Origin of the sequence: Francisella philomiragia (assembly GCF_018135955.1) — a bacterium.
GTDB classification, from domain to species: Bacteria; Pseudomonadota; Gammaproteobacteria; order Francisellales; family Francisellaceae; genus Francisella; species Francisella philomiragia.
The window spans coordinates 1,302,521-1,318,215 of sequence record NZ_CP063138.1; the positions used below are offsets into that span (position 1 = coordinate 1,302,521).

Sequence of the window (15,695 nt, forward strand, 5' to 3'; positions counted from 1 at the left end):
TTATCTCCTTATCTTACTTGACCTGCAATTATTACTTTAATTTTATTAGTACTTCCATGTACACCCATACTATCACCACTTGTCAAAACAAGAATATCACCATCCTTGGCTAAGCCTCTACTTTCTAACTCCATAGAAGCTGATCTATTGACATACAACTTAGACATTCTAGTAGAGTCAAAATATAGAGGAACAACTCCTCTAAACAATGTCATTGCTCCTAATGTTGTAGCATTACGTGATAGTGCATAGATGGGTAGCTCAGAATTTACACGTGACATCCAACGCGAAGTATTTCCACCCTCTGTCAATACTATTAAGCCTTTAGCACCAATATCATTGGCAATTTTAACAGCTGCAACTGAAACAGCATGATCAACTCTATCACAATCAGCAATCTTCTGTTTCTTAGTAATATGTGTATATTTGCTTCTCTCTGCAGATTCACAAATTCTTGACATAGCAGAAATAGTTTCAACAGGATACTTACCGACCGCTGTTTCAGCTGATAACATCACAGCATCCGTACCATCAAATACAGCATTTGCCACATCAGATGCTTCAGCACGAGTTGGAGATGAGTTTTCAATCATTGATTCCATCATTTGAGTAGCAGTAATAGAACCTTTCTCATTTCTTCTAGCTGTACTAATAATTAGCTTTTGTACAGTTGGAACATTTTCATCGCCAATTTCAACCGCCAAATCACCACGAGCAACCATCACAAGATCTGAAGCATCTACTATACTTTTCAGATTATCTTCTAATACTGCCTCTGCTCGCTCAATTTTAGCAACCATTGCAGGCTTCCAACCAGCTTCATTAACAAGCTGACGAGCATACTCCATATCTTTGCCATCTCTAACAAATGAAACAGCTAAGAAATCTACTTGAAGCATTGCTGCTACCTTGATATCTTGCTTATCTTTATCCGTTAAAGCAGGCGCAGTTAGACCACCGCCTTTTTTATTGATTCCTTTATTATTAGAAACTTTACCTCCGATAACAACTTTTGTTACCGCTTTGTTACCTTTAACAGAATCAACTTCTAGAACAATTTTCCCATCATCAACTAATAGTATATCGCCCTTCTTAACGTCCTGAATAAGCTCTTTATAGTCAATACCAACTGTATTTTCATCACCATCTTCAATACCAAGATCTGCATCAAGTGTAAATTTTTGACCTTTCTTGATTATCACAGAACCATTTTTGAACTTCGATAGTCTTATTTTTGGACCTTGTAAATCTGCCAAAATACCAACGTAAGTATCTTGCTCTTTTGCTATTTGACGTATTAGATCAACTCTTTTACGATGATCTTCAGCAGATCCATGCGAAAAATTACATCTTACCGCATTAACACCTGCTTTAATCATCTCTGTTAACGCTTCTCTAGATTCACTAGCAGGACCAAGAGTAGCTAAAATTTTCGTTCTTCTCATATAAATAACCTACAGTTATATAGTTGCTTTCTCTTTCAATATTTCTACAGCAGGTAGTTTCTTACCTTCAAGAAACTCTAAAAATGCTCCGCCAGCAGTTGATATATAAGATACTTTATCCTTAATATCAAATTTCTCAATCGCTGCAATAGTATCACCACCGCCAGCAACAGAGAAAGCATCTGATTCAGCTATCGCTAATGATAGAGCTTTTGTACCTTCTGCAAAATTATCAAATTCAAACACTCCTACAGGACCATTCCAAAGAATAGTGTTAGCAGATTTTAAAAGCTCTGCAATATTTCTTTCAGACTTCGGACCTATATCCAAGATCATTTCATCATCAGCAACATCAGCCACATTTTTAACTACTGCAACAGCATTTTCGCTAAACTCTTTTGCAACTCTTACATCTACTGGTACAGGTATGTTTACACCAAGCTCTTTCGCTTTTGCCAAGATATCTTTAGCTTCACCAACAAGATCGTCTTCATATAGTGAATTACCAATATTAAATCCTTCAGCTTTTATGAAAGTGTTTGCAATACCTCCACCAACAATAAGAATCTCAACCTTATCAAGAAGATTGTGTAAAACAGATAACTTTGTTGAAACTTTAGATCCACCAACTATAGCAGCCATTGGTTTCTTAGGAGCCTTCAAAGCTTTTTCTAGTGCTTTGATTTCATTAGCTAAAAGTAGACCTGCACACGCTACAGGCACATACTTAGCTACTCCATAAGTCGATGCTTGAGCTCTATGAGCTGTAGCAAATGCATCCATAACAAACACATCACCAAGACTTGCTATTTTTTTTGATAGCTCATCGTCAGACTTTTTCTCACCTTTATTGAAACGTACATTATCGCACATAACAATTTCACCAGCTTTAGCATCAACACCATTTAGCCAATCTTTAGCAAATCTAACTGGTTTTTTGATGATTTGGGATAATGCTTCAGCAACAGGTTCAAGTGAAAACTGAGAGTCATACTCGCCTTCTGTAGGGCGACCAAGATGTGACATTAAAATCACTGCTCCACCTTGATCTAAAATATACTGAATAGTTGGAATAGCTGCCTCTATTCTGACTTTGCTTGTAACCTTGCCATCTTTGACAGGCACATTAAAGTCAACACGAACTAAGACTTTCTTATTCTTAAGATCAACATCTTTTAATGTTAGAAAACTCATTTATACCACCTATAAATGTTTACAGAGCTCCAAAGTACTCTACAACTCTTACCATTTGATTTGTATATGACATTTCATTGTCATACCAAGATACAACTTTAACTAGAGACTTATCTCCAAGTGAAGTAACTTTAGTTTGAGTTGCATCAAATAATGATCCTTCAGAGATTCCTACGATATCACTAGATACTAACTCTTCTTCTGTATAGCCAAAAGATTCATTAGCAGCAGCTTTCATAGCAGCATTTACATCTTCAGCTGTTACACTCTTAGACACTACAGCAACTAATTCTGTTAATGATCCAGTAGGGACAGGAACACGTTGAGCAGCACCATCTAACTTACCTGCAAGATCAGGAATTACTAAACCAATAGCTTTAGCAGCACCAGTTGAGTTAGGTACAATATTTACAGCTGCAGCTCTTGCACGACGGAAGTCATTTTTAGCATGAGGTGCATCTAAAGTATTTTGGTCACCAGTGTAAGCATGAATAGTTGTCATAAATCCACTTTCAATTGTTGCCAAATCATGAAGACCTTTAGCCATAGGAGCTAAACAGTTAGTTGTACAAGAAGCAGCTGAAATAATTTTCTCATCTGCAGTTAATATATCATGATTAACACCAAAAACTACTGTTGGTAAATCATTACCAGCAGGAGCTGAAATAACTACTTTTTTAGCACCAGCATCAATATGAGCTTGTGACTTTGCTTTTGATACATAAAAACCTGTACATTCTAATACTAGATCTACTTTCAATTCACCCCAAGGCAAATTAGCAGCATCTTTTTCAGCATATATTTTAATTTCTTTACCATCTACAACAATAGCGTCATCTTTTGCAGTTGTAACAGCTGCTTTTGAAAATCTACCTTGAGCAGAATCATATTTTAATAAATGTGCTAACATTTTTGGATTTGTTAAATCATTGATCGCAACAATCTCTATACCAGCCTTGTCAAACATTTGACGAAAAGCTAAACGACCAATTCTACCGAAACCATTAATTGCAACTCTCATTTTAATCTCCTTAAGATATTATCTTTCGAAAGTTTATTACACATATTTAGCAACTATGTTGCTGATATTTTCTACAGTAAAACCAAAATGCTTAAATAAATCCTCAGCTGGCGCGGACTCACCGAAACTATAAATCCCTTTCACTTCACCACCAGCTTTAGGCATATACTTATACCACCCATCAGGCTGAGCCATCTCCACAAAAATTGCTGGGATATCATCTCTTATTACTGATTTTTTATACTCATGAGTTTGAGTATCGAAAACGTCGACACATGGAATAGAAGCAACATTAACTTTTATTCCTTTGTCTTCATATTCTTTTGCTACTTTAATTGCTAGCTCGACTTCTGAGCCTGTAGCTACAATAGTTAATCTAGCATCTTTATTATTTCTGACTAAATACCCACCTTTCACAATATCAGAAACTTGTTCTTTAGTCTGAACCACAGGCTCTAAACCTTGACGCGTTAGTACCATAACACTTGGAGTCTCATTAGACTTAACCGCTTCATTCCAAGCAACCATTGTTTCTATAGTATCTGCTGGTCTCCAAACATTTAAATTTGGTATCAATCTTAAACTAGGTATATGTTCTATAGGTTGATGAGTTGGTCCATCTTCTCCCAAACCGATAGAATCATGAGACATTACATGAACCACGGGTTGTTTCATAAGAGCAGACATTCTAATAGCATTTCTAGAGTAATCACTGAACACCAAGAATGTTCCTCCGTATGGCTTTAAACCACCATATAAACTTAAGCCATTCATGATAGCAGCCATACCAAACTCTCTCACCCCATAAGAAAGATAGTTAGCTCCTTTATCAGTATTGTTCAACCAAATTGATCCACTCCAATTTGTATTGTTTGATCCTGTTAAATCTGCTGAACCACCAAACATTTCTGGCATATTCTTGCACAACACTTCTAAAGCCATCTGAGATGCTTTACGCGTAGCCACTTTTACAGGATTCGCTAGCTGTGAAGCAATATATTGCTCAACTTCCTGCTCAAGATTTGCAGGCAACTGTTTTTTCAACACTCTATCAAATTCTTCAAACTTAGGATTACTCTTATATAAATCCAATTGTTTCTGCCAATTTGCTTCTAAAGCTTGTCCTTTTTCTTTAGCATCCCAGTATTTATATACATCATTAGGAATTTCAAAAGGAGCATAATTCCAATCAAGCTCTTTTGCGGCTGAAGCTCTTTCTTGTTCACTCAAAGGCGAGCCATGTACAGATGCAGTACCAGCCTTTTCTGGAGAGCCAAACCCAATAATCGTTTTACAACAAATCAAAGTTGGCTTACTTTGTTCAGATTGTGCTTTAGCTATAGCTTTTTCAATAGCCTCAAAATTATGACCATCTACATCCTCAATCACATTCCAGCCGTAGGCTTTGAATCTCTCAACTGTATTATCAGTAAACCAACCTTTTGTATCCCCATCTATAGAAATACTATTATCATCCCAAAATGCTATTAGTTTATTTACACCTAAGGTACCAGCTAACGAACACGCTTCATGAGATACACCTTCCATTAGACACCCATCGCCTAAAAATACATAGGTGTGATGGTCTATTACTTTCAAGTCAGATGTATTGTATCTATCTGACAATAGCTTTTCACCTAGTGCCATACCAACAGCATTAGCCACACCTTGACCTAATGGTCCAGTTGTAGTCTCTACACCTGGGGCATAACCATACTCAGGATGACCTGGAGTTTTAGAATGAAGTTGCCTAAAATTTTTAATATCATCAATACTTAAATCATAACCACTAAGATGCAGTAAAGAATATAAAAGCATAGAACCATGACCATTTGAAAGTATAAATCTATCACGATTTATCCAGTTTGGATTTTGAGGATTATGTTTAAGAAACTTGGTCCACAAAACCGTAGCGATATCGGCCATACCCATAGGCATACCTGGATGTCCTGATTTTGCCTTAAGTGTTGCATCGATAGATAAAAATCTTATAGCATTTGAAAATTCTCTAGGGATAGATAAAGACATTATTACTTGATCCTTTTACTGTGTTATCAATTTTAAAAAAATATAACTAGTAAGATGATACAGTACAGACTTTCATAAAACAAGAAATGTATATAGAATAGTATCACAATGAAATATGAAAAATACATATATGAAAGGCAAACACAGCCAAATAAACTATAGCATATACGCAAAACAAAAAAGAGAGTTAGAAAACATACAAATAACTATAGAAAACTTAAACCATATCTCTAAACTCATAGTTGACACGCCATACACATTTAACTGCTCTTTTTCTTTTTTTGAAGAGAAAAATCACGCATGCATTAGATATAATGTTAATGGCGTAATCAAACTAATATGCCAAGACTCTCTTGAGCCATTTGACTACCCTATTACAATTACAAATAGCATAATAATCACTGAGGATGATAGACTAGTTCAAGATAGCTTACACGAGCCTTTTATCTGCGAGAGCGCATTGATAGATTTAAAAGATATTATCAAAGAAGAAATACTTCTAGAACTACCATTAGCACCAAAAAAAGATGCTAGCTCTTGTAAAAAGACAAAAAAACATTCATACTATAGCGAGCAAGAAACTGTTACTGAAGAAAAACCGAATCCTTTCGAGATTCTCAAAAAACTTAAGTAACGACATATTTAGAATTTAAAAATACATAAAAGAGGTTATCTAAAATGGCTGTACAACAAGTTAAAAAAAGCAGATCAAAAAGAGACATGAGAAGATCTCACGATTCTTTAACAGGTCCAACATTATCTACTGACAAATCTACAGGTGAGTTACATTTAAGACATCATGTCTCACCTAACGGATTCTACAAAGGCAAGAAAGTAGTAGATACAAAATCTGAAGACTAATATTTATTCCAGTCATCTTTTAAAATCATCTCACACTATATTTATGCCTTGGTTGGTGAGTATTTACAAATATATCAATTAGCGACATAGGAAGTTTTATTAATTATGGGTTACAAAATATCTATAGATGCAATGGGTGGAGATAATGGTTTAAACACCACTATTCCTGCAGCTCTTGAAGCGGTTAAAAAAGACTCTAACTTACAAATAGTATTAGTTGGAGATCACCACAAAGTAAAAAGAGCCTTAGACAGATATTCAAAAGTCAAAAAAATAAAACTGCCCGTTTTACAGAGAATAGCTATTCATCATGCAAGTGAAACAGTCGGTATGGATGAATCTCCTTCAATAGCAGTAAGAAAAAAGAAAGACTCATCGATGCGTGTAGCTATAAACCTTGTTAAAGATGGGACTGTAGATGCTTGCGTGAGTGCTGGTAATACAGGCGCATTAATGGCAACTTCAAAGTTTGTACTCAAAACCGTAAACGGGGTTGATCGCCCTGCTATAGTATATGCATTGCCTGCATTTAATAGAGATACAAAGCAACTTAGCAAAACATACATGCTTGATCTTGGTGCTAACGTTGTTTGTTCTTCTGAACAGCTTTTCCAATTTGCTATTATGGGATCGATACTCGCAGCTAGCTCAAAAGGCTTAGCTGAGCCAAGAGTCTCTTTACTAAACATTGGTGAAGAAGAGATGAAAGGGCTAGATAATATTAAGAATGCTTCAAAGTTATTACAAGGCTGTGATTTCATTAACTATCAAGGATATATTGAGGGAAAACACATTTTTGATGATACAACAGATGTAATTGTATGCGATGGTTTTGTCGGCAACGTTTCTTTAAAAACAATGGAAGGTAGTCTAAGACTTATAGAATCATTGATTAAAAAATCGATTACAGAAACATCGTTATTAATGAAGATACCCGTAATTATGTCTCTACCACTATTTAAAAAAATGAAAAAAGGAATGAACCTAGATAGCTTCAATGGTGCATCATTACTAGGTTTAACAGGCATAGTTGTTAAAAGCCATGGTAGTGCAAGTGCGAATGCATTTGAAACTGCGATCTATGAAGCTGTAAAAGAAATCAAACACAACATTCCTAAAACTATTCAAGAATCATTAGAAAAAGTTCTTTAATCTTTACCAATCATGATACAATGTTTTTAGACAATAGGCTTTCTTATGACTGCTTATTTATAATAACTTTTGTTACTAATCTAACTAAATAGGTATAACTATATAATGTTTGCACAAATACTTGGTACAGGAAGTTACTTACCTGAAAAAATCTTAACCAATGAAGATATAAGTAAATTTGTTGATACTTCAGATGAATGGATCAAGCAAAGAGTTGGTATAGAAAGACGCCATTGCGCGAATGAAACAGAAACCACGAGCTTTATGGCCACTGAAGCAGCAAAAAAAGCGCTAGATTCTGCCAAAATTAATGCTAACGACATTGACATGATAATAGTTGCTACAAGCACTCCAGATTTTATAATGCCATCAACAGCATCCATGGTACATCAAAATTTACAAATTGATCATTTTAATGTTAGGTGTTTTGACATATCAGCAGCCTGCAGTGGTTTTGTGTATGCTCTTGATATTGCAAAACAATACATTGAAACAGGCATATCAAAAAATATATTAGTAATTGGTGCTGAAAAAATGACTCGAGTTCTTGACTGGAGTGATCGTTCAACATGTGTACTTTTCGGTGATGGTGCCGGAGCTGTAGTTATTTCTACAAGTGACGAGAAAAAGATCTTATCATCTTTACTTTATACAGATGGTTCATGTTTAGATATGCTTAATGTACCTAACAATCTCCCTACATCAAGAGGAGAAGCTATAAACATAGACCCTTATCTAATTATGGAAGGAAACAAAGTTTTCAAATTTGCTGTATCAAGGCTTTCATCTCTTGCAGATGATCTAATCAAAGAAGCAGGAATACATGCTAATCAAATAGACTGGCTAGTTCCACATCAAGCAAACTATAGAATATTAAATTCAACTGCTAAGAAAATAGATATGCCTATGTCAAAAGTAGTTACAACACTTCAAGATCATGGTAATACATCAGCAGCTTCAATACCTTTAGCCCTAGATCATGCAATCAAAACAAACCAAATCAAATCAGGAGACACCATAATCTCAGAAGCATTTGGCGCAGGATTCGTATGGGGCGGATTTATTGCAAAAATTTAGTCATTTTTTTTAAAAGTTATTTCAATATCATAGAGGAGATTTATTATGTCAAAAATTGCTGTAGTTTTCCCAGGTCAAGGATCACAAAAGCTAGGAATGCTTCAAGATTATTATGAAAATTTTGAGACTTTTAGAAATATCCTAGACGAAGCAAAGACACACCTAGGCTACGATTTATGGGATATTATACAAAATGATGAGTCAACCTTAAATAAAACAGAGTTCACTCAGCCAGCACTGCTTGCTACAAGCTATGCTATATATAAAGTTTTAAAAGAACAGAAGCCAGAGCTAAAAATAGAGTACTTCGCTGGGCATAGCCTAGGAGAATATACTGCTCTACTAGCAGCCGAGTGTATCTCATATAAAGATGCTCTACAATTAGTATCAACTCGCGGAAAATTAATGCAAAGTGCTGTCACTGACAAGGAGTGTGCTATGAGCGCAATCTTAGGACTGTCAAATGAAGATGTTATAAGTAGCTGTCAAGAAGCATCTGATGCAGGGATTGTTGAAGCAGCAAACTTTAATTCAACTGGCCAAGTAGTAATATCAGGTGAAAAAGCTGCTGTTGAAAAAGCTAACGAAATAGCAAAAACAAAAGGAGCTAAAAGAGCTCAAATTCTAGCTGTAAGTGTACCCTCGCACTGCTCACTTATGAAAGCCGCAGCTGATAAATTTGAAGTAGCACTTAACAATGTCGAGTTTAAAAAACCTACGACTGCAATAGTACAAAACTTCGATGCGATGTCACATGAGACACCAACAGAAATAAAATCAGCGGTTATTAAACAGCTTTATAAACCTGTGCTTTGGACTCAATCAATAGAAGAGCTAGTTAAGCTTGGAGTTACCGAAGTTATTGAATGTGGACCTAATAAAGTCTTATCGGGATTAGTAAAAAGAATTGATAAATCACTAACTATCAAAGACACTAATAGTGTTGATAGTCTAGAAAATATTTAAGAGGAGATAATATATGTCTTTAAATGATAAGATTGCTCTAGTTACAGGAGCTAGCAGAGGAATTGGTTTTGAAGTTGCTCAAGCAATAGCAAGCAAAGGAGCTATGGTAATAGGTACAGCTACTAGCGAAGGTTCTGCAGAAAAATTTGAAAATGAAATGAAAAACAAAGGATTCAAGGCAAAAGGTCTAGTTTTAAATATCTCTGACATTGAAAGTATTCAAAATTTCTTTGCTCAATTAAAAGCTGAGAACCTAGCTATAGATATTCTAGTTAACAATGCTGGAATAACTCGTGATAATCTAATGATGCGAATGTCAGAAGATGAATGGCAATCAGTTATAAATACTAATTTAAGCTCTATTTTCCGCATGTCAAAAGAATGTGTAAGAGGCATGATGAAAAAAAGATGGGGCAGAATAATCTCTATCGGCTCTGTGGTAGGCTCTGCTGGCAACCCAGGACAAACAAACTATTGTGCTGCTAAAGCTGGGGTTATTGGCTTTTCAAAGTCATTAGCCTATGAAGTTGCAACTCGCAATATTACAGTAAACGTTGTTGCACCAGGCTTTATAGCTACAGACATGACAAACAAACTTACAGATGAACAAAAATCATTCATAGCTACTAAGATACCATCTGGTCAAATGGGTGAACCTAAAGATATTGCAGCTGCAGTTGCTTTCTTAGCTTCTGAAGATGCAAAATACATAACAGGACAAACTATCCATGTAAATGGTGGAATGTATATGGCTTAAATTTTGCAAAGTTATTGCAAAAGTGATTAAAAAATAATATTATTGGATGTGAATAGTAATTTTAATTTTTTCAAAACAAAAATAAGAAGGAAAAAAACATGAGCGCAAATGAAGTATATGCTAAAGTTAACTCTATAATCGTTGAGCAATTAGGTGTTAAAGAAGAAGATCTTAAACCAGAAGCTTCTTTCATCGATGACCTAGGTGCTGACTCTTTAGATACAGTTGAACTTGTAATGGCTCTTGAAGAAGAATTTGATACTGAAATCCCAGACGAAGATGCTGAGAAAATCAGAACTGTTAAAGATGTTTACGATTATATCGATTCTAAAGTAAACTAATCAAAATTAATCTCTAAAGTCAGTACGATTTGTGTTCGTACTTTTTTTCTAAATGAATATAAACAGGTTAATTTAAATTATGAAATCTAATCGTAGAGTAGTTGTTACTGGCCTTGGTATGGTAACACCTTTAGGAAATGATGTCCCTACAACTTGGGCTAATATCTTAGCTGGTAAAAGTGGTGTAGAGACGTTAACAGGATTCGATACGCCTGCTCCAGATATTAGCGAGTTTAAAGTTAGATTTGCAGCAAGGATTAAGAACTTTGATGTAAATACACTTGTAGGCAAAAAAGATGCTAAAAGAGTAGACCCTTTCTGCTACTACGGTATCGCTGCTGCTAACGAAGCTCTAAAGGATGCTGGCATTGATAAAGTATCTGAAGAAGATTCATATAAGTTTGGTGTTTGTGTTAGCTCTGGTATCGGTGGTATCGAAACACTAGAAACTACTAAATCTGTAATAGATACTAAAGGACCTTCTAAGATATCTCCATTCTGTATCCCATCATCTATTGTTAATATGCTATCTGGTATTATTTCAATAAATCATGGTTTACGTGGTCCTAACGTTCCTATAGTTACTGCTTGTACTACTGGTACTCATAATATTGGTATGGCTGCTAGGCTAATCGCTAGCGGTGATGCTGATGCTATGCTTGCTGGTGGTTCAGAAAAAGCTAGTAATGCTATTGGTATGGGTGGATTTGCTGCTGCTAGAGCACTATCAACTCGTAATGACGATCCTCAAGGCGCTTCTCGTCCTTGGGATAGAGATAGAGATGGTTTTGTTCTTGGTGATGGTGCTGGTGTTGTAGTACTTGAAGAATATGAAAAAGCTAAAGCGCGTGGTGCTAAGATATATGCTGAAGTAGTAGGTTTTGGTATGTCAGCTGATGGTTATCATATGACAATGCCATATGCTCCAGGTCAAGAAAGATGTATACAAAATGCTTTAGCTGATGCTGGTCTTGAGAATGATCCTGATGCTATTGACTATATAAATGCTCATGGTACTTCTACTCCTCTAGGTGATGTACAAGAATCTCAAGTAGCAGAAAAAGTAATTGGTCAATATAGAAAAGATCTAGTAATGAGTTCTACAAAGTCAATGACAGGACACTTATTGGGTGCTGCTGGTGCAATTGAATCTATATTCAGTGTACTATCTATAAGAGATCAAATAGCTCCTCCAACAATCAATCTACATAACTTAGATGATGGTTGTAACTTAGATTATGCTGCTAATGCTGCTAAGAAAATGAAAATTGATTATGTACTTAACAACTCTTTTGGATTTGGTGGTACTAATGGATCTGTAATTTTCAAAAAGATTTAATCAAAAGACCTCTAATATTTAAAACTAATTAAATGGCCACAAGTGTGGCTTTTTTTATATATAAGGAATGGTGATCATGCAAATCCACATTATAGATTTAAAATATTTAGTCAATGAAGATAAGGTCGCAGCTGTAAGACCTCTTCATAGAGAGTTTCTGGATATAGGATATGAGAAAGGTATCCTTCTAGCTTCAGGACCTAAATCAGATAAAACTGGTGGAATCATCCTTGCTAAAGGAGATATAGAAGATATTAAAAAGTTTATTGAAAATGATCCTTTCTATACAAACAATATAGCTCAGTACAGCTTTAATACTTTTGATGCTGTCAAGCATATAAAAGAATTAACTAATTAATGAAAGTACCATACATCATTTCTCTCTTCTTACCAAAACCTGTGTTTTTATTAACTTTAAAACCATATTTCTGCAATAATTTTCTAATTTTTGATGCTGATGTAAAAGTTGCAAAACTACTTTGATTTTTTGATAATTTCATCATATTTGCAAAAAAAGATTCATCCCAAATGCTAGTATTTTTTGCTGGTGAAAATCCATCAAGAAACCATGTATCTACTTCACCCAAATCATAATTGCTAATATATCTGGCATCATCAATAATTAATTTTAAAATTACATTATTAAATTTGTATATATTTAGTCCAGGTTTAGGATCATAAACACTCAAAAGTTTTTCATGCCCTGTTATACCATTTAGTGCTATAAATATCTCTTTTAAATCACATGGTGAAATAGGATATTTCTCAAATGAGATATATTCTAATTTAGCATTATTGGGAGCTAAGTTTTCCCAGAGATTCATAGTTAGAACAAAATTTAATCCACTACCAAAACCAGTTTCACAAACTCTAAAGATCTGATAATCAGCTAGCTTCTTAAATCTCTGTTGTAGAAAGTTATGCTCTAAATAATTATATGCGCTTTCATCAATCCCAGATATACTAGAAAAATAAAAATCATCAAACAATTCTGACTTTGGAGTATTATCTTGCCATATTATTTTTGTATACATATATCACTTATATTTAAATAAATTTGTCCGAATAATTAACAAGATTAGTATCTTGCTAAAAATAACTACTTATGCAAAAATAATCATTCTATATCCTCACAATATAAAATCAACATGGAAAGTGGAACAAACAACACATCGTCATTTAAAAATAAACTGCTAATAACTTTTATATGTTACCTTTGTTACTTTTATACAGCTAATGTAGTATTAGTTACCGGGGCTGTCATGAAACCCCTATCTGAATATTTTAATAACAGCAATATTGGTTTTGCATTCACATTTATTAACGTAGCAATGTGGTTTGCTATCTTAATTATTGGTATTTTGATGAATAGATTTTCAATAAAACTACTACTTGTAGCAGCTGTGGCTATTGGTGTTATTTCATCACTTATAACTGCTATTGTACCATCTATGTTTACACTTAAAATACTACTAACTTGCGTGGGTATAACAGGCGGATTATTTATGGCAATAGCAAGCTATATGATTGTACATATTTATAACGATCATAAAATTAGAGCTATGAATGTAATTTTCACAGACTTCTTTTTTAGCTTTGGTGGAGCTTTAATTCCAATATTTGCAGCTTATTTGATTACCCAAAACTTCCAATGGTATACTATTTACTCAATCCTACAAATAACTGCTGTTATTATTCTAGTTTTAGTTATTTTTTCTGATTTCTCTATACTAAATAGACATAAAACAGTAAATGACGTAAATACAAAACTAAGCTTTTCATCTTGGAATTTAAGCTTATATTGTATTGCTTTTGCAGCATTTTTGTTTCTACTAGCTCAATTAATAATGACTAGTTATGCTCAATCATATTTCCAAGAAATATTAGGCTGGGGCACGATTGATGCAAACAAACCACTTTCTTATTTCTGGACTGCCCAATGTGTAGGGTTATTTATAAGTCCACTTATAACAAGATTCGTACCATTAAGATATATTTTGCCTACATTTATGTTAGTTGGATTAATCGCATTATCTGGCATATTATATATCCCTGATATGAGTACAGTAATCAAATCAGCTATTATATTTGGTTTATTTAACTGCTATATATATGCAGGTTTACTAGCTTATGGAACTTTCCAAATGGAGAATGCTCCTCCAACTCTTATTACGACTATTCTTTTATTTGGTACAACAGGTACAGCGCTATCTACAACAACAGGTGCTTTTATAAATAAATATTTCGGACTTACTAACGTAATGCACTCTGTAGTTATTTTTTATATAATATCGTTCATACTTGTAATATCAGCTGTTATATTCTCAAAAGAACAAAAAAACGCATAAGTCTCAAGATATAAATTTTTCTAATAATAGATATAAATACTTTTAGTTATAAAATAGTAGACTGATAGTATATATTTATACAAAACTTATTTTAACTAACGATAGAAAATTATGAAAAAACATTTCACTCAACCGATGATTCTAGGCGTACTGTTAGTAGCAATTCTTGCTGGCATAGCCTATTTTATAGCAAAGATCCCTGCAATTGAGGATCTTGGAATTAGCCCATTAATTATAGGGATTGTGCTAGGTATGGCATTAACTCATACACCAGCAAGTAAAATTATTCATAAATGGAAAGAAGGTATTGTATTTAGTGCAAAGAAAATCCTTAGGTTTGCAATAATCTTTTATGGCTTCAACCTAACTTTCCAATTGATAGCATCTGTTGGTTTAGCTGGGCTTTCAGTATCAATAATTATGCTAGTTTCTACCCTAGTAATAGGTATTGTGCTAGGTACTAAGGTATTTGGCTTAGATAGAGATAGCTCTATTTTAGTAGCTGCTGGTAGTGCTGTATGTGGTGCTGCTGCTGTATTAGCTACCGAAGGCACATTAAAATCAGAACCGTATAAAGCAGCTATGGCTGTAGGTACGGTTGTATTATTCGGGACCGCTGCAATGTTCTTATACCCTATTCTAATGAAAGCTGGGCTTTTAGGTCATATGACTGATGCTCAATATGGTATTTTTGCAGGTGGTTCAATACATGAAGTTGCTCAAGTTGTAGCTGCTGGAAGTGGTGTAAGTGCTCATGCTGAAGAAGTTGCTGTGACAGTCAAAATGATACGTGTGATGATGTTAGCGCCAATGCTAATCGTGATAGGTATATGGATAGCTAAATCTGCAGCAACTGTAGGTGGAGTAAATGGATCAAAGCCTGAAAAAGGATCAATTAAAAAAATCATTCCATGGTTTGCTATTGGTTTTATAATAGTTGCTGGCTTTAACTCTTTAGATTTACTACCAGTAACAACTGTTAGTAGCATAAGAATAGCTGACCAATTTTTATTAGCTATGGCAATGACTGCTTTAGGACTTGAAACTCATGTATCTAAATTTATCCAAGCTGGAATAAAACCTTTAGTGTTAGCGTTAATATTATTCGCATGGTTATTTTTCGGTGGTATAGCAATCACTTATGGTATTACTAGTATAATATAGTC

At 34.5% G+C, this 15,695-nt stretch carries 16 protein-coding genes; 11 read left to right on the forward strand and 5 right to left on the reverse strand.

Annotation, left to right across the window (positions count from 1 at the left end; all coding sequences use genetic code 11):
* Positions 1–8: 8 nt before the first annotated feature.
* From pyk to tkt, 4 genes are read right to left on the reverse strand one after another with little or no spacing between them, the layout of a single operon-like run.
* A complete protein-coding gene (pyk, locus tag IMS64_RS06400) occupies positions 9–1,445 on the reverse strand; it encodes a pyruvate kinase (RefSeq protein ID WP_012280715.1) in 1,437 nt (478 codons plus the stop codon).
* A 15-nt stretch (positions 1,446–1,460) separates the two neighbouring features.
* Entirely contained in the window at positions 1,461–2,639 is a 1,179-nt protein-coding gene (locus IMS64_RS06405; RefSeq protein ID WP_035736503.1) for a phosphoglycerate kinase, read from the reverse strand.
* 19 nt (positions 2,640–2,658) lie between these two features.
* The gene (gene gap / locus IMS64_RS06410) at positions 2,659–3,660 is read right to left on the reverse strand and encodes a type I glyceraldehyde-3-phosphate dehydrogenase (RefSeq protein ID WP_012280713.1); all 1,002 of its coding nucleotides are present in this window, start codon (positions 3,658–3,660) and stop codon (positions 2,659–2,661) included.
* Positions 3,661–3,696: 36 nt separating this feature from the next.
* Positions 3,697–5,688, reverse strand: coding sequence for a transketolase (gene tkt, locus IMS64_RS06415; protein ID WP_211490193.1), 1,992 nt, complete (start codon positions 5,686–5,688; stop codon positions 3,697–3,699).
* Positions 5,689–5,818: 130 nt separating this feature from the next.
* On the opposite strand from tkt, the gene IMS64_RS06420 reads away from it, so the two are divergent.
* From IMS64_RS06420 to IMS64_RS06460, 9 genes are all read left to right on the forward strand, one after another.
* Positions 5,819–6,322 carry a YceD family protein gene (locus IMS64_RS06420; RefSeq protein ID WP_211491100.1) on the forward strand — a complete coding sequence of 168 codons (504 nt, stop codon included), beginning with the start codon at positions 5,819–5,821 and terminating at the stop codon, positions 6,320–6,322.
* A gap of 44 nt (positions 6,323–6,366) precedes the next feature.
* Positions 6,367–6,549, forward strand: a complete 183-nt coding sequence (gene rpmF, locus IMS64_RS06425; protein ID WP_004287375.1) for a 50S ribosomal protein L32 — start codon at positions 6,367–6,369, stop codon at positions 6,547–6,549.
* Between the two features lie 105 nt (positions 6,550–6,654).
* Positions 6,655–7,701, forward strand: coding sequence for a phosphate acyltransferase PlsX (plsX, locus tag IMS64_RS06430; protein ID WP_004287374.1), 1,047 nt, complete (start codon positions 6,655–6,657; stop codon positions 7,699–7,701).
* Positions 7,702–7,806: 105 nt separating this feature from the next.
* Positions 7,807–8,778 carry a beta-ketoacyl-ACP synthase III gene (locus IMS64_RS06435; protein WP_211490194.1) on the forward strand — a complete coding sequence of 324 codons (972 nt, stop codon included), beginning with the start codon at positions 7,807–7,809 and terminating at the stop codon, positions 8,776–8,778.
* 45 nt (positions 8,779–8,823) lie between these two features.
* A complete protein-coding gene (fabD, locus tag IMS64_RS06440) occupies positions 8,824–9,744 on the forward strand; it encodes an ACP S-malonyltransferase (protein WP_042517833.1) in 921 nt (306 codons plus the stop codon).
* A gap of 13 nt (positions 9,745–9,757) precedes the next feature.
* Positions 9,758–10,501, forward strand: coding sequence for a 3-oxoacyl-ACP reductase FabG (gene fabG, locus IMS64_RS06445; protein WP_088821466.1), 744 nt, complete (start codon positions 9,758–9,760; stop codon positions 10,499–10,501).
* Between the two features lie 98 nt (positions 10,502–10,599).
* Positions 10,600–10,842 carry an acyl carrier protein gene (gene acpP / locus IMS64_RS06450; protein WP_004287370.1) on the forward strand — a complete coding sequence of 81 codons (243 nt, stop codon included), beginning with the start codon at positions 10,600–10,602 and terminating at the stop codon, positions 10,840–10,842.
* A 79-nt stretch (positions 10,843–10,921) separates the two neighbouring features.
* The gene (gene fabF, locus IMS64_RS06455) at positions 10,922–12,181 is read left to right on the forward strand and encodes a beta-ketoacyl-ACP synthase II (protein ID WP_012280707.1); all 1,260 of its coding nucleotides are present in this window, start codon (positions 10,922–10,924) and stop codon (positions 12,179–12,181) included.
* Between the two features lie 76 nt (positions 12,182–12,257).
* Positions 12,258–12,539 (forward strand): YciI family protein, encoded by a 282-nt coding sequence (locus IMS64_RS06460; RefSeq protein ID WP_211490195.1) that lies wholly within the window; start codon positions 12,258–12,260, stop codon positions 12,537–12,539.
* Here the strand turns inward: IMS64_RS06460 and mnmC2 are convergent.
* Positions 12,532–13,215, reverse strand: coding sequence for a tRNA (5-methylaminomethyl-2-thiouridine)(34)-methyltransferase MnmC2 (gene mnmC2, locus IMS64_RS06465; RefSeq protein ID WP_211490196.1), 684 nt, complete (start codon positions 13,213–13,215; stop codon positions 12,532–12,534). The two genes, IMS64_RS06460 and mnmC2, sit on opposite strands and share 8 nt — an antisense overlap.
* A 114-nt stretch (positions 13,216–13,329) precedes the next feature.
* On the opposite strand from mnmC2, the gene tsgA reads away from it, so the two are divergent.
* Entirely contained in the window at positions 13,330–14,529 is a 1,200-nt protein-coding gene (gene tsgA / locus IMS64_RS06470) for an MFS transporter TsgA (RefSeq protein WP_004287366.1), read from the forward strand.
* Positions 14,530–14,640: 111 nt separating this feature from the next.
* Positions 14,641–15,693, forward strand: coding sequence for a YeiH family protein (locus IMS64_RS06475; RefSeq protein ID WP_004287365.1), 1,053 nt, complete (start codon positions 14,641–14,643; stop codon positions 15,691–15,693).
* Positions 15,694–15,695: the final 2 nt, after the last annotated feature.

Coding starts and splice junctions, on each gene's coding strand:
- pyk (WP_012280715.1), bottom strand. CDS start 1,445: ATGAGAAGAACGAAAATTTTAGCTACTCTTGGTCCTGCTAGTGAATCT.
- IMS64_RS06405 (WP_035736503.1), bottom strand. CDS start 2,639: ATGAGTTTTCTAACATTAAAAGATGTTGATCTTAAGAATAAGAAAGTC.
- gap (WP_012280713.1), bottom strand. CDS start 3,660: ATGAGAGTTGCAATTAATGGTTTCGGTAGAATTGGTCGTTTAGCTTTT.
- tkt (WP_211490193.1), bottom strand. CDS start 5,688: ATGTCTTTATCTATCCCTAGAGAATTTTCAAATGCTATAAGATTTTTA.
- IMS64_RS06420 (WP_211491100.1), top strand. CDS start 5,819: ATGAAAGGCAAACACAGCCAAATAAACTATAGCATATACGCAAAACAA.
- rpmF (WP_004287375.1), top strand. CDS start 6,367: ATGGCTGTACAACAAGTTAAAAAAAGCAGATCAAAAAGAGACATGAGA.
- plsX (WP_004287374.1), top strand. CDS start 6,655: ATGGGTTACAAAATATCTATAGATGCAATGGGTGGAGATAATGGTTTA.
- IMS64_RS06435 (WP_211490194.1), top strand. CDS start 7,807: ATGTTTGCACAAATACTTGGTACAGGAAGTTACTTACCTGAAAAAATC.
- fabD (WP_042517833.1), top strand. CDS start 8,824: ATGTCAAAAATTGCTGTAGTTTTCCCAGGTCAAGGATCACAAAAGCTA.
- fabG (WP_088821466.1), top strand. CDS start 9,758: ATGTCTTTAAATGATAAGATTGCTCTAGTTACAGGAGCTAGCAGAGGA.
- acpP (WP_004287370.1), top strand. CDS start 10,600: ATGAGCGCAAATGAAGTATATGCTAAAGTTAACTCTATAATCGTTGAG.
- fabF (WP_012280707.1), top strand. CDS start 10,922: ATGAAATCTAATCGTAGAGTAGTTGTTACTGGCCTTGGTATGGTAACA.
- IMS64_RS06460 (WP_211490195.1), top strand. CDS start 12,258: ATGCAAATCCACATTATAGATTTAAAATATTTAGTCAATGAAGATAAG.
- mnmC2 (WP_211490196.1), bottom strand. CDS start 13,215: ATGTATACAAAAATAATATGGCAAGATAATACTCCAAAGTCAGAATTG.
- tsgA (WP_004287366.1), top strand. CDS start 13,330: ATGGAAAGTGGAACAAACAACACATCGTCATTTAAAAATAAACTGCTA.
- IMS64_RS06475 (WP_004287365.1), top strand. CDS start 14,641: ATGAAAAAACATTTCACTCAACCGATGATTCTAGGCGTACTGTTAGTA.